At 70.4% G+C, this 18,830-nt stretch carries 17 protein-coding genes and 1 tRNA gene; 8 read left to right on the top strand and 10 right to left on the bottom strand.

All coding sequences use genetic code 11. The annotated features are described in order from the left end of the window. Window positions 1-54 precede the first annotated feature (54 nt). Both MXD95_RS03895 and MXD95_RS03900 read left to right on the top strand, forming a co-directional pair. Window positions 55-561, top strand: a complete 507-nt coding sequence (locus tag MXD95_RS03895) for a hypothetical protein (RefSeq protein WP_250639118.1) — start codon at window positions 55-57, stop codon at window positions 559-561. A gap of 141 nt (window positions 562-702) precedes the next feature. Continuing rightward, window positions 703-1,743, top strand: a complete 1,041-nt coding sequence (locus tag MXD95_RS03900) for a YlbL family protein (RefSeq protein ID WP_250639119.1) — start codon at window positions 703-705, stop codon at window positions 1,741-1,743. Window positions 1,744-1,857: 114 nt separating this feature from the next. Here the strand turns inward: MXD95_RS03900 and MXD95_RS03905 are convergent, their stop codons facing one another. Next, on the bottom strand, window positions 1,858-2,364 hold the full coding sequence (locus MXD95_RS03905) for a PPA1309 family protein (protein ID WP_250639120.1): 507 nt from the start codon (window positions 2,362-2,364) through the stop codon (window positions 1,858-1,860). 140 nt (window positions 2,365-2,504) lie between these two features. Here MXD95_RS03905 and MXD95_RS03910 point away from each other — a divergent pair, with 140 nt between their 5' ends. Together MXD95_RS03910 and MXD95_RS03915 are read left to right on the top strand one after the other, a co-directional pair. After that, on the top strand, window positions 2,505-5,570 hold the full coding sequence (locus MXD95_RS03910; protein WP_250639121.1) for a UPF0182 family membrane protein: 3,066 nt from the start codon (window positions 2,505-2,507) through the stop codon (window positions 5,568-5,570). Window positions 5,571-5,732: 162 nt separating this feature from the next. Then, a tRNA-Met gene (locus MXD95_RS03915) sits at window positions 5,733-5,806 on the top strand. A gap of 194 nt (window positions 5,807-6,000) precedes the next feature. Here MXD95_RS03915 and MXD95_RS03920 read toward each other — a convergent pair. After that, window positions 6,001-6,267: a hypothetical protein gene (locus MXD95_RS03920; protein WP_250639122.1), complete on the bottom strand. Its 267-nt coding sequence runs from the start codon at window positions 6,265-6,267 to the stop codon at window positions 6,001-6,003. A 133-nt stretch (window positions 6,268-6,400) separates the two neighbouring features. Then, window positions 6,401-6,943, bottom strand: a complete 543-nt coding sequence (locus MXD95_RS03925) for an Lrp/AsnC family transcriptional regulator (RefSeq protein WP_250639123.1) — start codon at window positions 6,941-6,943, stop codon at window positions 6,401-6,403. A gap of 185 nt (window positions 6,944-7,128) precedes the next feature. Here MXD95_RS03925 and MXD95_RS03930 point away from each other — a divergent pair, with 185 nt between their 5' ends. Further along, window positions 7,129-8,592, top strand: a complete 1,464-nt coding sequence (locus MXD95_RS03930; protein WP_250639124.1) for an aspartate aminotransferase family protein — start codon at window positions 7,129-7,131, stop codon at window positions 8,590-8,592. A gap of 1,178 nt (window positions 8,593-9,770) precedes the next feature. Here MXD95_RS03930 and MXD95_RS03935 read toward each other — a convergent pair. From MXD95_RS03935 to MXD95_RS03955, 5 genes are all read right to left on the bottom strand, one after another. Beyond that, entirely contained in the window at window positions 9,771-10,544 is a 774-nt protein-coding gene (locus MXD95_RS03935; protein WP_250639125.1) for a glycerophosphodiester phosphodiesterase, read from the bottom strand. A gap of 61 nt (window positions 10,545-10,605) precedes the next feature. Beyond that, window positions 10,606-11,445, bottom strand: coding sequence for a histidinol-phosphatase (hisN, locus tag MXD95_RS03940; RefSeq protein ID WP_374121953.1), 840 nt, complete (start codon window positions 11,443-11,445; stop codon window positions 10,606-10,608). Window positions 11,446-11,544: 99 nt separating this feature from the next. Beyond that, complete coding sequence (gene rsgA / locus MXD95_RS03945; protein WP_250639126.1) at window positions 11,545-12,531, bottom strand: ribosome small subunit-dependent GTPase A; 987 nt, start codon at window positions 12,529-12,531, stop codon at window positions 11,545-11,547. Window positions 12,532-12,578: 47 nt separating this feature from the next. After that, on the bottom strand, window positions 12,579-13,910 hold the full coding sequence (gene aroA / locus MXD95_RS03950) for a 3-phosphoshikimate 1-carboxyvinyltransferase (protein WP_250639127.1): 1,332 nt from the start codon (window positions 13,908-13,910) through the stop codon (window positions 12,579-12,581). 167 nt (window positions 13,911-14,077) lie between these two features. Further along, window positions 14,078-14,914: a methyltransferase domain-containing protein gene (locus tag MXD95_RS03955; protein WP_250639128.1), complete on the bottom strand. Its 837-nt coding sequence runs from the start codon at window positions 14,912-14,914 to the stop codon at window positions 14,078-14,080. A gap of 30 nt (window positions 14,915-14,944) precedes the next feature. Here MXD95_RS03955 and MXD95_RS03960 point away from each other — a divergent pair, with 30 nt between their 5' ends. The 3 genes from MXD95_RS03960 (at window position 14,945) to rsrA (ending at window position 17,052) form a co-directional block, all read left to right on the top strand. After that, a complete protein-coding gene (locus MXD95_RS03960; RefSeq protein WP_250639129.1) occupies window positions 14,945-15,895 on the top strand; it encodes an alpha/beta hydrolase family protein in 951 nt (316 codons plus the stop codon). Window positions 15,896-16,159: 264 nt separating this feature from the next. Then, window positions 16,160-16,771 (top strand): sigma-70 family RNA polymerase sigma factor, encoded by a 612-nt coding sequence (locus MXD95_RS03965; RefSeq protein ID WP_250639130.1) that lies wholly within the window; start codon window positions 16,160-16,162, stop codon window positions 16,769-16,771. Next, window positions 16,768-17,052, top strand: coding sequence for a mycothiol system anti-sigma-R factor (gene rsrA, locus MXD95_RS03970; RefSeq protein WP_250639131.1), 285 nt, complete (start codon window positions 16,768-16,770; stop codon window positions 17,050-17,052). The genes MXD95_RS03965 and rsrA overlap by 4 nt, the downstream gene beginning before the upstream one ends. 101 nt (window positions 17,053-17,153) lie before the next feature. Here the strand turns inward: rsrA and MXD95_RS29130 are convergent, their stop codons facing one another. Beyond that, window positions 17,154-17,228, bottom strand: a complete 75-nt coding sequence (locus tag MXD95_RS29130; protein ID WP_369809780.1) for a 50S ribosomal protein bL37 — start codon at window positions 17,226-17,228, stop codon at window positions 17,154-17,156. Window positions 17,229-17,398: 170 nt separating this feature from the next. Then, on the bottom strand, window positions 17,399-18,532 hold the full coding sequence (locus MXD95_RS03975) for a DUF5317 domain-containing protein (RefSeq protein ID WP_250639132.1): 1,134 nt from the start codon (window positions 18,530-18,532) through the stop codon (window positions 17,399-17,401). Between the last annotated feature and the right edge of the window lie 298 nt (window positions 18,533-18,830).

The following is an 18,830-nucleotide window of genomic DNA, read 5'->3' on the forward strand; positions in this document are numbered from 1 at the left end:
ACCTACGATAGGTAATGAGTCATCTTCTAGTTCGTCTCGACGTCGAGGCTTCCCATGTGGTTCCTGCTGATCCCCCCGGTTGCGCTGCTCATGGCGCTCGTGTGGGTTGCCCTGCGTAGCCGACCCGACCGTTCCTCCGAAGCCATGATCACGATTGCGGGCTATCGACGCAGCATGGCTGCGCTTGCCCGCCCGATTCCTCTCCAGCCCTCCTCCGGCGACCGATCCGCTCCTGGTGTCGGTCCGTACCGGGGCGATCTCGACGACCACGACCGCGATGATGATCCGGACGTGCGCGCCAGCATCGACATATATGACGTCGACGGCTGGTACGACGTCGACACGCCCTTCGACGTCGACGGGTCTGATGCTGGACGGTCGAACATCGACTCGGCCGGCATCGACCCGGCAGAGATCGAACCGTTCGTCCTCGAATCCGTCGATGTCGATTTCGACGTCGACGACACCTATCTGCTGACCAGCTCGGCCACCGGGCCGATCGTTCTCGACGATCCGCAGGGACTCGGCCGCACGCGGCCCCGTTCCGACGGATCCGAATAACTCCGGGCACAGGGCCCGCGCAGCCCCGAGCACACAGGCCGACGCCCGTCGCACCCGCGGCGGGCGTCGTGCCATCCGGACACCGGCCGGCGCTGGGCGGCCCCGGTCAGTGGTGTGGGTGCAGGTACATAGACTGCGGGCATGGCCCGGCGCACGCAGACACTGGTGGTCACGTCGGTACTGGCGTTGGTGCTGCTCGTCGTGGGCCTCTGGCTGCCGGTGCCCTTCGTCACTCTTGCACCCGGGCCGGTGACGGACACGCTTGGCGCGGTCGACGGCACCCGGCTGATCACCATCGAGGGGCATCGCACCTATCCGACGTCCGGCCGTCTGGAGCTGACCACGGTCGAGGAGACGCCTCGGCTCAACCTGGTCAGCGCACTGCAGGACTGGCTGGACTCCGACCGTGCGGTCGTGCCCGCCGAGCTGATCCGGCCGCGTGGCTCCACCGACCAGGAGGTCCAGCAGCAGAACACCGAGGACATGCTGGACTCCCAGGACCAGGCGACCGCGGCGGCGCTCGCCCAGCTGGACATCAAGTCGACCGGGACGGCCGTTGCGGTCGACGCCGTTCCCGATGGCTCGCCGGCAACCGATCGGCTCGAGGCCGGAGATGTGCTCACCCTGGTGAACGGCACCGCCGTGACGAGCCAGCAGCAGCTGCGTGCCGAGATCGGCAAGATTCGTCCTGGCACGCCGGTGACGATCGGCTACGCCCGGGGCGGCAAGGCCGCGACCACGACCATCACTACCAGGCCGGCGACCGACGATCCGAAACGCGCCATGATCGGGGTTACCACCACCGAGCGGCACACCTATCCCGTCACGGTGCGTATCCGGCTCTCGGACGTCGGCGGCCCGAGTGCCGGCCTGATGTTCGCCATGGGAATCGTGGATCTGCTCACGCCCGGCGAGCTGACCGGCGGGAAGACCATTGCGGGTACCGGGACCATCAGCGCAACGGGTGAGGTGGGCCCGATCGGCGGAATCCAGCAGAAGATTCTCGGAGCGCGGGCGGCCAAGGCGGCGGTCTTCCTGGTGCCGGCGGACAACTGCGCGGACGCCCGGGCCGTGGACCGCGGGAACTCACCCCGCCTGGTGAAGGTGGACATGCTCGCCGACGCCCTGAAATCGGTGGACGCCCTGCGGACCAACCCCTCCGCGGACGTCCCGTCCTGCTGACAACCCGGCACCCTCCCCCCTGGAATCCTCCCTGCCGCTGCACCTCGCCTCGGCTCTCCCGCGCCCGGTGATGGCACCGGAGCGCGGGGGAGCCCACATCTGGGAGCGCCTGGCCTACTGGAAGGTCGCGAGCAGCCCGTCGATCAGGTTGTCGGCGAGGTCGGGGTCGACGACGAGCTCGTCGTCGCCACGAACCCGCAGGCAGGAGGCGTGAAGCCCACCGCGGGTGACGCCGACGGCGAGCCGGACGTCCTGGCGTTCGGGATGGTTGGCGGCCCAGTACTCGATCTCCTCGTCGGAGTACGGCGCTTCCTCCTCGGCGCTGGGCGGCAGCACGACGAGCTCCGTCACCAGGACGCAGCCGAGCACCTCCGGCGGCCACCCGATGCCCGCGAGCACCTCGTCCAGACGGCCCATCGGCAGCGGCTCCTGCTCAACCGGCGTCAGGGACCCGGGCGGGGAGTCGCCGATGTGCGGGGCCAGCGCCGGTTCGCGGGCCAGCAGATCGCCGGTATCGGCGAGGGCGTAGACCTGGCTGGGCTGGTCCCAGCCCGAGTCGGCGACATGCCGCTCGACCTCCAGTACGACGGAGGTCAACTCCGTGATGTTCGGGCTGCTCACCGACCCATCCTCTCCGATCTCCCCGCCGCCGCTGGCGTAGGTTGCGGTACAGGGTGCTTCACGATCCGGCTGACAGCGTGGCCGGGCGCCGACCGACGAACGCGGACCGACGACGACCGCCTTGACCGCACGGAGGAACTGTGGCCTCGACCAGCCCCCGCCCGGTGCTGACCCGCGCCAGAGTGATCGTTCCGGTGGTTCTGGTCCTTGCCGTACTGATCGCGTTCGTCACGGTCTTCACGCGGTTCTACACCGACCTGCTGTTCTACCGCTCGGTGAACTTCAGCAAGGTCTTCACGACCGTGATCTACACCCGGATCCTGTTGTTCGTTCTCTTCGGCGCGGTGATGGCTGTCGTCATCGGGACCAACATCGTACTGGGGTACCGGTTGCGGCCCCCGCTGCGTCCACTGTCGACGGAGCAGCAGAACCTCGAGCGGTACCGCTCGGCCATCGAGCCGTACATGAAGCTGATCCTGCTCGCGGTCGCGGCCGTCTTCGGGCTGGTCGCCGGACTGTCCGCGTCCGGACGGTGGCGCACCTGGCTGCTGTGGGTGAACGGCCAGAAGTTCGGGCAGACCGACCCGCAGTTCCACCGGGACATCAGCTACTACGCCTTCACCTACCCGTTCCAGCGATTCCTGTTGGGTTTTCTGCTGACGGCGGTTCTGCTGTCGCTGCTGGTGACAGTCCTGACGCACTACCTGTTCGGGGGAATCCGCCTGCAGACAGCCCGGGAACGGGTGACGCCCGCCGCCAAGGCGCACATCTCGGTGCTGCTCGGGCTGCTGTCCCTGCTCAAGGCGTGGGCCTACTGGCTGGACCGGTTCGGCTCGGTGTTCTCCTCGCGCGGCGTGGCCACCGGCGCGTCCTACACCGACGTGCACGCGGTGCTGCCGGCGAAGCTCATCCTGATGTTCATCTCGCTGGCCTGCGCGGGGCTGTTCATCTACAACATCTTCCAGCGTGGCTGGACGCTGCCGCTTCTGGGGGTCGGCATCCTGGTGCTGTCCTCGGCGGTGATCGGCGGCATCTACCCGACCTTCGTCCAGCAGTTCCAGGTGCGGCCGAACGAGGCCACCCGCGAGCAGCCGTACATCGAGCGCAACATCACCGCGACCCGGAACGCCTACGGCATCAACAGCGTGCGCTCCCAGCCGTACGCCGCCAGCACCGATGCCACCGCGGCCCAGGTCGCCGCCGACACCGGCACGATCCCGAACACCCGGCTGCTCGATCCGAGCAAGCTGTCGCGGACGTTTCAGCAGCTGCAGCAGATCCGTGGCTACTACACGTTCCCCAAGACCCTCGATGTCGACCGCTACACCGTCACGGGTGCGAACGGCAAGCAGACGACCCGGGACTACGTCGTGTCGGTCCGGGAACTGAACCAGGCCGGACTCGGTACCGAGCAGCGCAACTGGATCAACGACCATCTGACCTACACCCATGGCAAGGGTTTCGTCGCCGCGCCGTCGAACACCGTCGACGAGGGACGGCCGGCCTTCGAGCAGGGTGAGCGTAACCTGCCGCAGCAGGGCGACTTCGGAGTGAAGCAGGACCGGGTCTACTTCGGCGAGATGTCGCCGAACTACTCGGTGGTGGGCACCCGGCAGGTCGAGATCGACGGCCCCGGGCCCGGCAACACCCAGGTGACGACGACCTACACCGGCGACGGCGGGGTCTCCATCGGCTCGACGTTCCGCCGGGCACTGTTCGCGCTGAAGTTCGGCGAGAAGAACCTCCTGCTCTCCAGCGACATCACCAGGGACTCGCGCCTCCTCTACGAGCGCAACCCGCGCGACCGGGTCAGCAAGGTGGCCCCCTGGCTGACCCTGGACGGCGATCCGTACCCGGCCGTCGTCAACGGGCGGATCACCTGGATCCTCGACGGCTACACCACCTCCGACGGCTACCCCTACTCCGCCCGGCGGACCCTGGGGGATGTCACCGCCGACTCGGTCACCGCGCAGAGCGGCAACCGGGCCCAGCAGCCACCGAACCAGGTCAACTACATCCGCAACTCGGTGAAGGCGACCGTGGACGCCTACGACGGCACCGTCACGCTCTACGCCTGGGACGAGTCCGACCCGGTGCTGCGCACCTGGATGAAGGCGTTCCCCGACACGGTGAAGCCGAAGAAGGACATCTCCCCGTCGCTCATGGAGCACCTGCGCTACCCCGAGGACCTCTTCAAGGTGCAGCGCGACCTCATCGGCCAGTACCACGTCTCCGACACGCCTGGGCGCACCCCCGCCCAGGTCGCCCAGGACTTCTACTCCCAGGTGGACTTCTGGCAGGTCTCCGACTCGCCCGACGGCAGCGGCCAGCCGCAGCCGCCGTTCTACGTCTACAGCCAGCTGCCCGGGCGCTCCAAGCCGTCGTACAACCTCACCTCACCGCTGATCTCGGCCCGCTCGTCGAAACTCGCCGCCTACATGGCCGTCTCCAGCGATCCCGACACCTACGGCCGGTTCACGCTGCTCAAACTGCCCTCCGGGGACACGATCAGCGGCCCCGTCCAGGTGCAGAACGCCATCGAGTCCAACGGTGATGTCGCCAACAAGCTCACCCTGTGGCGGGGCGCCGGTTCGCAGACCATCGAGGGCAACCTGCTGACCCTGCCGGTGGCCAATGGTCTGCTGTACGTCGAGCCGTACTACGTCCAGGCCCGGGGTAGTACCGGCTATCCCACCCTGCAGGGCGTCGCCGCCGCCTACGGCGAACGCATCGGTTTCGGGACCTCCCTCGGTGAAGCCCTGGAGAAGGTCTTCGGGTCAGGCGCGGGCGCTGCGGCCGCCGGGGCCGGAACCGGCGCCACCTCGGTCACGGGAGGGGGGCAGAGCGGGGGCGGCGGCACGGCAGGAAGCGGGACGACCCTGCAGGACGCCATCAACGACGCCGACAGTGCCTATCAGTCCGGCCAGAGCGCCCTGCGGGAGAACCCGCCGGACTTCACCGCCTACGGCCAGTCCCAGACCAAACTCGCCGCCGCCCTCAGCCGCCTGCGCGCCCTCATCAGCCCGCCGGCCACCTCGGCGCCCGCCGGCCGCTCGCCGGGCGCCTCCGCCACTCCCACCGCCGTGGCCGTTCCCGCCGCCCCGGCCGCCACGCCAAGGACTCCATCCGCCGCGCCAAGGACTCCATCCGCAGCCGGTGCCAGTGCGGCCCCCACCGCGTCCGCCAGCCCCAGAGCCGGTGGATAGCCCCGCTGGGTCCGGCCCCGTGGTGCCCGGCGGGGCGGGGCGCGAGCGGGCTTGGGTGGGTGAGTCCGCGAGCGGGGGAGATCATTGCGAAAAAATCCGAACTGGGGCCGCCATCGATTTGACACCTACCGGTGCCGACCCTGTATGGTGAACTCACACCGACGCGGGGTGGAGCAGCTCGGTAGCTCGCTGGGCTCATAACCCAGAGGTCGCAGGTTCAAATCCTGCCCCCGCTACAAGAAAGAAGAAGGCCCGGATTTCTTCCGGGCCTTCTTCCATTTCTGGGGGCGATTGTGCCCGCCCATGGGGCGGTTGCCTGGCATCCGTTCCCGGTGCCCCGTCGAAGCGGCCGGCTGACTCGGCCGGTCGTAGTGACCGGCTGATGGATCAAGCAGGCCGCCAAGCGGTGTGGTCGGGCGTGAAGGTACTTTCAGCGGCCGTGCGGGCGGGGGGTGCGCCACGGGGAGGCCGGCTGGGCGGCTTCGGCGGCGCGGACGAGGATCTGGGCGAGGCGGCGGGCCTCGTCGGGATCGAGGTAGGCGGCGGCGAGCGTGTCCAGCATCGGGGCGTCCACCCGAAGCAGAATCACCGCTGTACGGCCCGAGCCGGCCTGCGGCTCGGGCCGTACGGTGATCTCGGCCTGGCCGATGCGCGTTGTCAGAATGCCGTCCTGCGGGTCATGCTGGACCAGCGCCATGCTTACCCCATTATGTCTGGGTCGGATTCAGTGGATTTTCACTACGTCTGTTTGACTCTTATTGATGCTCTGTCGTTGCCCGGCTGCGATGTCTTCCGCGTGACTGTGCCGACGTCCCCGCAAGGCGGGAGTCTCACTCACCGTCGGGATGGTGTTCTCGGTCGCCGTTCGGGTGCTGGCGGGGCGGGGGCAGTGTCCCCCCGGCGTGGGTATGTTTCACCTGGCGCAGGTAGACGAACGTCTCCGCGGTGATGACCTGTGCCATCGTGCGGATGCTGCTGTTGATCACTTCGAGGAGGTGCTCGTCGTCCTGGGCGACGAGCTCGACCAGAAGGTCGAACGCGCCGGCGGTGAGCACCACGTAGCCGACCTCGGGGAGCTCGGCGATCTGCGCCGCGACGACTCGTGCGTCGCCGCTGACCCGGACGCCGACCATCGCCTCGCGGTGGAACCCCATCCGCAGCGGGTCGGTGACCGCCGCGATCCGCATGACTCCCGCGTCCAGCAGGCGCTGGACCCGCTGGCGCACCGCTGCCTCGGACAGGCCGACGGCCGCCGCCATGGCGGCGTAGGAACGTCGGCCATCCGCCTGGAGTTGTTCGATGATGGCCCGGTTGACGTCGTCCACCAGCCCGTCCGGGCTGGACCGCCCGCCAGGGGCCCGTCGCGCCCGCACCAGCATCCTCCTCGGTTCCCGAAACTTCCGTCATCGTATGGCTACGGATGACCTGGTGGGGATGCAATCCCAAAATCCGGTTTTCCCAACGGATTCCTTCGCTGTTTGGGGATGTGGTCTACGCTTTCAGTGGTCAGGCTGGCTCTCGGAGCGGCGGGCCCGCTTCGCGAGGGGGTGCGTGGACGATGGCGGAGACAATCGTGACCAGGTCGGGCACCGGGCGAACGGCTCACGGCGGCGGTCCAGCGCGTGGCGGTGGCGCGGCGCGTGGGCTTGGCTGGGAGGCGCTACGGGCGCGCGCGACCGAGCTCACCGAGCTCGAGGAAGCTCGGCTGCGGGCTGGGACACCTGGGTCGCGGGCGATGCATGAGCGGGCGGTGCGCTCGATGACGTCGGGGGTGCCGTCGTCCTACCAGGTACGCGACCCGTGGCCGATCTATCTCACGCACGGTGCGGGCTCGCGGGTGTGGGACGTGGACGGATCCGAGTACGTCGACTTTCACAACGGCTACGGTTCGATGGTCCAGGGACACGCCCATCCGGCGATCGTGCGGGCGGTTCGGGACCGCGTCGCGCTCGGCAGCCATTTCGCGATGCCCACCGAGGACTCGATCGTGGTGAGCGAGGAGCTTGCCCGGCGGTTCGGCCTCCCGCAGTGGCGCTTCGTCAACTCGGGCTCCGAGGCGACGATGGACGCCATCCGGATCGCCCGTGGGGTCACCGGGCGCGACACCATCGTCAAGATCTTCGGCTCCTACCACGGCCATCACGACTACGTGATGGTCTCGATCGGCACGCCGTACGACGACATCGGCCCGGCTGAGCACATGAACTCCCTCGGCTACGGCGCGGGTATTCCGCAGGCGGTCGTCGATCTCACGGTGCCGGTGCCGTTCAACGACGCGCTCGCCATGGAGCGCCGCATCGACGAGCTGGACGCGCAGGGTCACCTTCCCGCCTGTGTGATCATGGAGGCGGCGATGATGAACCTCGGGGTCGTGCTGCCCGAACCCGGATACCTCCAGGCGGTCCGCGAGATCACCGCGCGGCATGGGATCATCCTGATCTTCGACGAGGTGAAGACGGGCCTGTGCGTCGCCCCCGGGGGTGCCACCCAGCGGTTCGGCGTCCGTCCGGACATGGTGACCCTGGCCAAGGCGCTCGGCGGCGGACTGCCGTCCGGCGCGGTCGGCGCCACCGTCGAGATCATGGAGGTGGTGGCGTCGGACCGGGTGAAGCAGGTCGGCACGTTCAACGGCAACCCGCTGACCATGGCCGCGGCGCGGGCAAGTCTGTTCGAGGTGCTCACCCCGGACGCCTACGACCGGCTCGACCGGCTCAACGACCGGCTGATCGGCGGCTGCGACGAGATTCTCGCCCGGCACGGCATCGCCGGCTACACCGTCGGCATCAGCTCCAAGGGCTGTGTGAACTTCACCGACGCGCCTATCCGCGACTACACGTCCTTCATGGCCCACCAGGTCGCGGCGCTGCCTGAGCTCGCCTGGCTGTACAACGCCAACCGTGGCGTCCTCATGGCACCGGGCCGCGAGGAGGAATGGACGTTGTCGGTGCAGCACACCGACGCCGACATCGACCGCTACCTGGACAGCCTCGACCAGCTCGCCCACGACCTCGCCGCTGCCTGATGGATGGGACCCTCGCGCTCGTCCGGATCCCGGCGATCGGGATGATCGAGGGGCGAGTGCTCGAAGGCCGGGAGTTTCGACGGTCGGGATACCCGGCGATCAGATGCTCGACGGCCGACGCACCCGGGTGCGGGGACGTTCGGAGGTCATGATGCCACGTGACGAATGAGTGATACATCTCGACATCCGACTGGTCCGACCGGGGCGAAGGGGCACAGGCTCGTACCTGGTGCATGGCCGTCCGTTCCCCCGCGGGTGTCTGTTCCCGCATGGACACCGGTTCGTACGTCGGTGACGGTTGGGGTGCGGTTGCCGGTTCGGGCACGGTTCCAGGTTCGGCGCGGGGGCCTGTTCGGGCCGGCTGGACTTCCTGTGATGAGCGGTCTTCGGAGCTGGTCTGCATTAACCGGTCGCCACCCGCTATCGTGGAGTTCAACGGGCAGGCCGCCGTCAATATGGCCTATCCTTGGTGACGCAACACCAAAGTCGTCAAATCGCGGAGGTCGGCTCTTGGCACGCCGTGCACGACTCAGCTGGCCGCAGGAACGGCGCCAGGCGAGTGAAGTGGTTGTTCGCCGGGTCGACCCCGGGCGGGGGTGGACCCTCGAACAGGCCCGTGACCTGGTGAGGCAGGGCTACTCGGTTGAGCGAGTGGCAGAACGTACCGGGTTTCCAGAGCAGATGCTGAAAGTCGCTGAGGAGGACTGAGCGGAGTCATCCGCCATCATCGTGTCAGGGTCGTGTCAGGAAAGTGTCTCCAGCGGGTCCAGGCCTCATCGGCAGTGGGTTGCGCGTTAATCGCACTCGGCGGCCAATCGGCTGGTTCGTCCCACGGAGGCTATCCTGGCCGCAGGGCCTATCCTGGCCGGGGAAGCCAACCCAGCCTTGGAAGCGACCCAAGCCTTCGAAGACTCCAGCCTTCGAAGACATCCAGGCCTACGAAGACATCCAGGCCTACGAAGACATGTAGGCCGTCGAAGACGTGCAGGCCTTCGAAGACGTGCAGGCGCGTGCCCTTCGTGCGCAGCTATACCCGGTGAAGCTAACACAACCGCCAAGTTTATGACAGATCGTCGGAGTCGGTCACGCTGCGCGTCATGCTTTGAGTGACCTTGCTGACCGCACTCGCCCGACCGGCTTCCCGCACAATTCGGGTGCCCGCCTCTCACCGACGACCACTACTCGGCTTTCGTGCCGGGAGCGTCGCTCACCGGCGCCGACGCACCGGGCCGCCGGCCGGTCACCTGGACCAGGCGGTCCACATGGTCACTGTAGACTGCGTCGAGACCGTAGCCGGCCAGCCGGCGCAGCGTGGCCGTACGCTGCGCGTCCCAGCCGAACGCGGCCACCTCCCGCTCATGGAGCACCTCGGCGATGCCGGCGGTGCGCGGGGTCCATTCCCGACTGCGCAGGTTCAGCGCGGCGATGCCCGCCGCCCGTAGCTTCTCGGCGTAGGCCGCGGGCCCACCACCACCCTGCACGGCCGCGAGCGACGCGGAGTTCACCAGCTGGACGTCGGGGTCGCGCGCCCGGTAGGCGGCAAGCTGCGGCAGGTGGCCGCACAGCCACAGGCGCGAGGCCGCCGCGCTGCCACCGGCCTCGCGCGCCACGGCGACGATCGCGTCTGCCTTCGGCGCGAATCCCTCGTCCGGTCCTTTCAGGTCGAGACTGAGCTCGAAGGACAGCCCGAAGCTCGCGTCGAGCGCGCGGTAGAACGCGGCGAGCGTCGGCAGCCAGGACGGCAGCCGATCGACCGCCAGCGTGCCGATCGGGCGGCGCCGCCCCGGCGGCCCGAGCACACCGTCATGGTGCAGGACCGGCACGCCGTCGGCGGTCAGCCAGACATCGGATTCCAGCCCGCGGGCCCCGCTGGCAAGGGCGCGCCGAAACGCGGCCAGGGTGTTCTCCCGCTGGTAGAGGGCTGGCGACCCGCGGTGCGCGAAACCAATCACCGGCGGTGGGGCTCCGGAGCAGGGGCTGGGGCGGAAACCGGACAGACGCGTGCGGGGGGCCTCAACGGGCGAACGAGCGCAGGGCCGAGTCGTGCAGCAGACCGTTGGTGGTGAGCACTGTGCCATGCCCGGGGCCGCGCCGACCGGAGAGGTCGGTGAACCGGCCCCCGGCCTCCTCGACGATCACCTGCAGGGCGGCCAGGTCCCACAGCGAGACCTCGGGTTCGCAGGCGAGGTCCACGGCGCCTTCAGCGACCATCATGTGCGACCAGAAGTCGCCATAGGCGCGGGTGCGCCAGACCTGGTCGGCGAGGTCGAGGAACTCCTCGAGGCGCCGCGCGGTCCGCCAGCCCTCCACCGAGGCGAACGAGAGGAACGCGTCCCCCAGCTTGCTCACCGAGGACACCCGCAGCGCCCGGGTGTCGCCGGTGGCGTCCCGGGTGAACGCGCCGGTGCCGCGCGCGCCCCACCAGCGTCGGCTCATCGCCGGAGCGCTCGCCACGCCGACGACCATCTCGCCATCCACCTCGAGGCCGAGCAGGGTTCCCCAGACCGGGACACCGCGCACGAAGTTCTTGGTGCCGTCGACCGGGTCGAGGATCCAGCGCCGGCGGGAATCCCCGCCGACCAGGCCCTCCTCCTCGCCGAGCACGGCGTCGCCGGGGCGCGCGACGGCAAGCCGCTCGCGGATCATGGCCTCGACAGCGGTGTCCGCGTCGGAGACCGGGGTGTTGTCAGGCTTCGACTCGACGTGTAGATCCACTGCCTGGAACCGGGACAGCGTGATCCGGTCGGCGGCGTCCGCGAGGCTCAGTGCCAGCGCGAGATCGTCGGCGACGGGGACGGCGTCGGGGACCTCGGGCGACTCGGCGCCCACGGACGTGGGGTTAGGCGGGGTCACCCTGCGAGACTACGAGCCGAGCCCGCTCCCGCGTCGGTGCCGCGGGCGCCGGGCGCCCGTGTGACAGACGAGTGTGACGAATCTCCCGACCGGCGGGGGTCATGCGGGTGCGCCGCGGGCCGCGAGCAGTCGGCGCAGGCTCGCCAGCCGGGCCGCGTCGGCGGTACCCTCCGTGACCGCCGAGTCGAGCGCGCAGTCTGCGGAGGGTGCGAGATGCTCGCATCCGGGCTGGCAGTAGCCGGCCGCGGCGGCCAGGTCCGAGAAGGCCGAGAGCACCCGCGCGGGCGCCACCGCGCCCAGGCCGAACGACCGCACGCCCGGCGTGTCGATCACCATTCCACCCCGCGGCAGCCGCAGTGCCACGGCCGCGGACGAGGTGTGCCGCCCGCGTCCGGTCACCGCGTTCACCTCGCCGATCGCCCGGTCGGCGGCCGGCACCAGCCGGTTGACCAGGCTGGACTTGCCCACTCCGCTGTGCCCGAACAGCACACTGGATCGCCCGGTCAGAAGATCCAGCAGCTCGCCCAGGTCGCGGTCCGGCCGGGTCGTCACGACCGGAAACCCCAACGGCCGGTACAGCTCGATGATCGGTCCGGGATCGGCCAGATCGATCTTGGTCAGGCACAGCACCGGCGACAGCCCGCCGTCGTAGGCGGCGACGAGGCAGCGGTCGACGAGACCCGGCCGTGGCGCTGGATCGGTGACCGAGCAGACGATCACGAGGATGTCGGCGTTGGCGACGATCGGGCGCTCGGCCGGATCGCTGTCGTCCGGGGTCCGCCGCAGCACACTGATCCGCTCCTCGCGGCGCACGAGGCGCGCCAACGCCCCGGTCGTGCCGGACAGATCGCCGACGAGGGCCACCCGGTCGCCGACCACGACCGACGTGCGTCGCATCGACCCGCCCCGCACCGCGGCGACCAGCCGCTCGGGCGTGGGCTCCGGCCGGCAGGAGTACCGGCCGCGGTCGACCCCGACCACGACCGCCGGCACCGCCTCGGCGTGATCGGGCCGCTGCCGGCTGCGGGGGCGCGACCCGCGTCCGGGACGGATCCGGACATCGTCCTCGTCGAGCTCTCGGGGCATCGGCCGGACCCGCTACACCGTGCCGGCCCGTGCTGTGCCGGCCCGGATCATGCCGCCTGCCCGGCGAGCATCGAGGCCCACATCCGGGGGAAGTCGGGAACAGTCTTGCCGGTCGTCGCGATGTCGTCGATCTCGACGCCCGGCACCACCAGGCCGACGACCGCGTAGGCCATGGCGAGGCGGTGGTCGGCCCGCGGGTCGAGTCGTCCGCCGTGCAGCGGGGCCGGGTCGATCGCCAGCCCGTCGTCGGTCACGGTGATCCGCGCACCAAGCCGGCCGAGTTCCTCGGCGAGCGCCGCAAGCCGGTCGGTCTCGTGTAGCCGCAGATGCCCGATCCCGCGCAGCCGTGACGGCGAGCTTGCCAGCACCGCGAGCCCGGTGAGGACCGGAGCGGCCTCGCCGAAGTCGCTGAGGTCGACGTCGATGCCGTGGATGGTGCCGCCCCCGGTCACCGCCAGGCCCTGCTCGGTGCGCTCGGTGGACGCCCCCATCGCCGCGAGCAGCGCCGGCAGCATCCGTCCGGGCTGGTGGGTCACCTCCGGCCAGCCCGGCACCACGACCCGTCCGCCGGTGGCGACGGCGGCGGCCAGGAAAGGCGTGGCACTGTTCAGGTCGGGCTCGATCGACCGCTCGCCGGCGACGAGCGGGCCCGGCTCCACCCGGAAGCGACGGCTGCCGCCCGGCCCCGGTGGGTCGACCTCGACGGTCGCGCCGGCCGCGCGCAGGTCCGCGACCGTCATGTCCAGATACGGCCCCGAGGGCAGCCTGGCGCCGCGGTGCACCACCGTCACGCCCGAGTCGTAGCCGGGGGCAGCGAGCAGCAGGCCGGAGATGAGCTGGCTGGAGTCGGACGCGTCGACCTCGACCTCGCCGCCGGGAAGGCCACCGCGACCGCGCACGGTGAACGGCATCCGGTCGGCGTCGATATCGGCGCCGAGCCGGCGCAGCGCGTCCAGCAGGGGGGTCAGCGGACGGTCCCGAATCCGGGCGTCGCCGTCGAAGACGACGTCACCCTCGCGCAGCGTGGCGAGTGCGGGGGTAAATCGTGCCACCGTGCCCGCGTTGCCGCAGTAGGCACGGGTCCCGGGCGTCAGGCGTGCCGACGGTGCCGCACGGACCACCCAGTCCGTGCCCTCAGTGACGACCTCGGTACCCAGGGCACGGAGCACCTCGGCCATGAGCAGGGTGTCGCGCGACCGCAACGCGCCCCGCAGGTGGGTTTCGGCGCCGGCCAGGGCCGCGAGGACGAGCGCCCGGTTTGTGCCGGACTTCGCCCCCGGCACCGGGACGACCGCCGACACCGGCTGCTGTGCGGTGGGGGCAGGCCACGGATCGGACTGGGTACCGGCATGCTCGGTTCCGGTCAGGATGCTCACCATGCCAGCATGCCGGATGGACCAGCCGGGTCCGGCCATCCGCCCCGCGGTTCTCCCCCGCGGCCCGCCCCCAGGCCCGGATCCGCGGCCCGCTCGTTCGGCCCCGTCGCGGGGCATCGATCGCCCGATCTGCCCCCTTGATCTGCCGCCGTGCCTGCCTGTCTCGCCGTTCAGCCTGGCCGGCGGGCTGAGGCGATCAGATGGATACCGATCGACTCGCCCTCGCGTTCCGTCGAAAGCTCCACCTCGGTCCGGACCAGGGTGGGAAAACAGGAGACATCCTCGGCCAGTGCCCGGGTGACCGCCTCGGCGGACAGCACCGTGCGCGGGCGGATCCAGTCGACTTCGAAGCCGGCGCTGGACAGCAGGGCATGCAGCTCCTCCGGCCAGAAGCAGCGGGTGATCGTGCCGTCATCCGCGGGCACGAGCACGACGTCGGCGCGGGGCACGTCGGACAGCTCCGCCCAACGGTGCTGTTCGGCCAGGCGGGCCAGGCCCAGCAGCAACGAGTCGACACACAGCAGGAGCCGACCGCCGGGGCGCAGCATGGTGTGGATCTGGTCGAGGGTCGTCTCGGTGGCCAGGCAGAATGACAGCGCCCGCGACTCGGCGAGCACGCCGTCGAACGAGCCGGGCCGGAACCAGTCCAGCGAGCGAGCGTCCCCCACCACCGGGCACAGGGCACCCCTGCCGGCACCCCCGCCCCCGCCCCCATCCCCTCCGCCGGCGCCGCCGCGCGCGCCGGTCGGATCGGTGGGGACGGCATCGCCGACGACCCGGACGACCTGATGTCCGGCACCGATCATCTGACGGGCGAATCGGGCCTGCGGCCCGGAGACGTCGAGCACTCGCGCCGGATGGTCCGGCAACCACTCCCGTAGCTGGACGGCCGCAACCTCCCCGTAGAACGCCCAGTACGGATCGTCGCTGTCCGCAGGGGCCTCGCAGACGAGGGACTGCGCTCGTCCTCGAGACGGGCCCGTGTCGGTGTCGGGGCCAGGCAGCATGGAGCTATTCCCACCCTTCAGGGGGCATTAATGAGAGGCAAGTCACAGGATCAGGGTGGAAGTTTGACAGATTCCACGCCTGACCACGCAAGGTCTTTCCCCGTTGCGTCCCGGCGATGCGTCCCGGTGGCCACACAGACCGATCTCGGCGCGTCCGACCGCACTCGCGCCGGCGGGACATCGGGCGAGGCCCACACCGCAGCCGGGGTCCACACGGCAGCGGAGGTCCACACAGCAGCCGAGGTCCACACAGCAGTGGACGGCGGGCGACTGCGTCTGGTTCCCGGAGGCGGGCCGGTCGTCGTGTTTCTGCACGGCGCCGGTAGCGGCGTGGACACACCACTGTTCGACGCGCTGACGGCCCTGCTGGATGCGGCGGGAGTACGGGTGGGACGCCTGGAGATGCCGTACCGCGTCGCCGGCCGACGCGCTCCCGACCGCCCGGCGCGTCTGGACGCCGTCGCCCGCGCGGCCGCCACCGCCGCCACCGCTGCCACCACCACCGCCGATGAATCCGGCGATGGGGCTGGGGCTGGGGCTGGTGGCGGGCCGGCATGGCCGCTGGCGCTCGCCGGAGTGTCCATGGGTTCCCGGGTGGCGATGCGCGTCGCCCCGGAGGTGGGCGCGGCCGGGGTACTGGCGCTCGGTTTTCCGCTGGTTCCGCCCGGGAGGAAGGGCCAGCCCGGCACGACCGCGTCAGGAGCGCCCAAACCGTCGCGCCAGGGCGAGCTGGACGGGGCGGGCGTGCCGGTGCTCGTGGTGCAGGGCGAGCGTGACCCGTTCGGCCGGCCGGAGCCGGACGAAGTCCGCCGCCGCCGCGTGCACGTCGTCGCCGGTGGTGACCATTCCTTCCGGACCCGGGTCCGGGACGGCCGGCCGGCCGGGGACGCCGTCCGCGAGGCCGCCCGCGTCGGTGCCGCGTTCCTGCTGGAGCGGCTTGCCGCGGCGCAACGGGAATCATCCGCCCCAGCGGCCGGTTGAGGAGGATGCCAGACGAGTAACGGAGGTCACATGACTCCAACGAGCGCCAAGCGCGAGTGGGCATCGCATGCACGGCCACCCCAGCAGCCCAGCCGCGAACGGGCATCCGGTCCGTCGGCGTCGCGCGCCGCGCCGTCACGCGATCCTGCGTTGGCAGGGGTATTGTCCGCTAAGGAGACGCGATCTGGCCCCGTGTGGCCCGCCGCGCCGCAGGCCGAGCCCGCAGTCGTCGGGCCTGCTGTCGGTGCGCACGACGGTGAGGGGATGATCCTGGTCGACGAGACGACCGAGGAGCGGGGCGCGCGGTTTGAGCGGGACGCCCTCCCGTTCCTCGACCAGATGTACGCCGCCGCGTTGCGGATGACCCGCAATCCGGCCGACGCGGAGGATCTTGTCCAGGAGACCTTCGTGAAGGCCTTCGCGGCTTTCCACCAGTTCCAGGCCGGGACGAACCTCAAGGCCTGGCTGTACCGGATCCTGACGAACACCTTCATCAACACATACCGCCGTCGGCAGCGGCAGCCCCTGCAGAGTCCGACCGAGCAGGTCGAGGACTGGCAGCTCGCCGAGGCGGAGTCGCACACCTCCGTAGGTCTCAAGAGTGCCGAGACCGAGGCGCTCGAGCACCTGCCCGACAGCGACATCAAGGACGCGCTGCAGGCGCTGCCGGAGGACTTCCGGATGGCGGTCTACCTCGCCGATGTCGAGGGTTTCTCCTACAAGGAGATCGCGGAGATCATGGGCACGCCGATCGGGACGGTCATGTCCCGGCTGCACCGTGGCCGGCGGGGTCTGCGCAAGTCCCTGGAGCAGTATGCGGCGGACCGTGGGCTCGTCCCGGCCGGCTCCGCCGACGCCGAGGGCGGTGCGTCGTGAGCTGCGGTCACGAGCACGAGGTCGACTGCCGGAAGGTGCTGGACGCCGTCTTCCTCTACCTCGATGGCGAGTGCGAGGGCGGTCAGCACAACCTCATCCGCACTCACCTCGACGAATGCTCGCCCTGCCTGCGTGAGTTCGGCCTGGAACGCGAGGTCAAGCTGCTTGTCGCCCGCAAGTGCGGCGGCGAACGAGCGCCGGATTCCCTGCGTCTGAGCGTGCTGGCCCGGCTGCGCTCAGCCCGGGTCGACACCGAAGCCATCGAGTTTCGACCCGAGTAGACCCATCATCCCCGCTCCTGGCGGGCGAGGGGGCCGTGCGTCGCGTGGGTGGCGAGGCGGCGCCGGGCGGGTCGTGCCAGCAGCACGACCCGCCGAACTCATCAGGTGTTCGGGCGCTTGCCGTGGTTGGCCTTGTGCTTCGCCCGTGCGCGCCGCTTGCGCTTCTTCTTCGCCATAGCGTCCTCCTTCCATCACGTGGACACAGCAGCCATCGTGCCAGCCCGGGCAGCCGCGCGGTGACCCGCCTGCCGCGGTGGGCGCGGCGGCCGGTCTTCGGGAACGCCCGTCAGGATGCCGCCCTCGGGGACCATCCCGGCCAGAGACGATGCCTACCAGGAGGAACCGGCTAGGACGAGGAGGAGTACGGCGAGCGCGCCTCGCTCGAGGGCGTGGGCTCCCGACTGACGGATGTCTGTCTCGGCGGCCTCGAGTCAGGCTCGGAACGGCCCGTCGAGGAGCGGTCGGAGGGCGTGTGCCCGGGCGGGTCGAGGTTGTCGTCCCAGGGGTCATCGTTCCTGGACGCCCCGCTGTCATGCCTGGACGCCTCAAATCCGGTGACGTCGTAGGGGTCGTACTCGTCGTCATCGCCGCTGGCCTGGGCCAGTCCGGCGGTGGCACCGCCGAAGTCCGGACCGGCACCCCGGCGCTCCTGATCCGAAACGCCGCCGTAGCCGTCGTCGTCCAGGTTCTCGGGGCTCTCGTCGTAGGCCGAGCTGCCGTGTTCGTGCGAGCTGCCGTGGTCGTGCGGGCTGCCGGGGTAGTCGAATGCGCCCGGGCCCCCGCGGTGGTCGGTGCTGCCGTCCGGACTGGTGCGGTCGCCGTCCGGGTCGTCCCAGGTGGTGCCCGTGCCAGGACCGGCGAGGACGGTGACGCTCTCGTCGTCGTCGGTGGGCCGGTCGGTGCCGCCGTAGACCGCGGGGAGGGCGCCGGCAAGGGCGGCGTTGCGGCGGGCCTGCAGGGTCCGCCAGGCGCGGACCGGAGTCACCGCGCCGAACACCGCGAGGGCCGCGGCGATTACCACGTCCCCGACGCTCAGCACGGCGGGCACGCCCGGGAACGCGAACGGGATGATGTCGCTGAGCAGCCGTAGCCTCGTGCCGCCGTCGGCCGGGGTGTGGAAGGCCGAGGTCATGATGTCCTTGATCGGGACCCCGGCATGCTGGGCCTGCCACAGCGACACCGGCATCTGGCCGCCGTTGGCCGTGATCACGGCTGCGTTGGCGATGATGCCGGCGACCAGCAGCCCGAGACCCGGCAGCCGGTTGTTCATGCCGGCGAACAGCGCGGCAAGCACTGCCGCCACGATCCAGGCCGGGCCGTGCAGGTCCGGGACGAGCCCGCCTACTGCCAGCACCAACACCAGCGCGGCGAACAGCCACGGCCGCTGGACATGTACACGGGCAAGGGCCGAGAGGGTGCCGCCGCGGGCGAGGCCGACACCCAGTCCGATCGCCAACGACAGCACGACTAGTACAAGCACATACGTAGTCTGCGGGTTTGCCGTATTCGTTCCCAACACCGGGCGGTCGAGTCGCGCGTCTCGTCGCGCAGCGCAGCGCCACGCGGACCCCGGCGCCGGCTCGCGGCCGCACCAAGGCCGTGGACGCAGGCCGGTGTGCGGCTCGCCCTTGTGGCCCACCAGGCCAACCGGTCGGGTCCGCGGGGGGGTCCTTGCTCGCGATTGGCATTGGTCTGGGTGGCCGGGGGCACTACGCTCGTCACAGGCTCACTGCCCGTGGGCTCTATGACCCGCTGGGTCGCGACCGACCGGTCCGCGG

Origin of the sequence: Frankia sp. AiPa1 (assembly GCF_023243075.1) — a bacterium.
Classification (GTDB): domain Bacteria; phylum Actinomycetota; class Actinomycetes; order Frankiales; family Frankiaceae; genus Frankia.

Bases quoted from the DNA above. Each gene is read 5' to 3' on its own strand.
- MXD95_RS03895 (WP_250639118.1), top strand. From the start codon at position 55: ATGTGGTTCCTGCTGATCCCCCCGGTTGCGCTGCTCATGGCGCTCGTG.
- MXD95_RS03900 (WP_250639119.1), top strand. From the start codon at position 703: ATGGCCCGGCGCACGCAGACACTGGTGGTCACGTCGGTACTGGCGTTG.
- MXD95_RS03920 (WP_250639122.1), bottom strand. From the start codon at position 6,267: ATGGCGCTGGTCCAGCATGACCCGCAGGACGGCATTCTGACAACGCGC.
- MXD95_RS03930 (WP_250639124.1), top strand. From the start codon at position 7,129: ATGGCGGAGACAATCGTGACCAGGTCGGGCACCGGGCGAACGGCTCAC.
- rsgA (WP_250639126.1), bottom strand. From the start codon at position 12,531: ATGCCCCGAGAGCTCGACGAGGACGATGTCCGGATCCGTCCCGGACGC.
- aroA (WP_250639127.1), bottom strand. From the start codon at position 13,910: ATGGTGAGCATCCTGACCGGAACCGAGCATGCCGGTACCCAGTCCGAT.
- MXD95_RS03955 (WP_250639128.1), bottom strand. From the start codon at position 14,914: ATGCTGCCTGGCCCCGACACCGACACGGGCCCGTCTCGAGGACGAGCG.
- MXD95_RS03960 (WP_250639129.1), top strand. From the start codon at position 14,945: ATGAGAGGCAAGTCACAGGATCAGGGTGGAAGTTTGACAGATTCCACG.
- MXD95_RS03965 (WP_250639130.1), top strand. From the start codon at position 16,160: ATGATCCTGGTCGACGAGACGACCGAGGAGCGGGGCGCGCGGTTTGAG.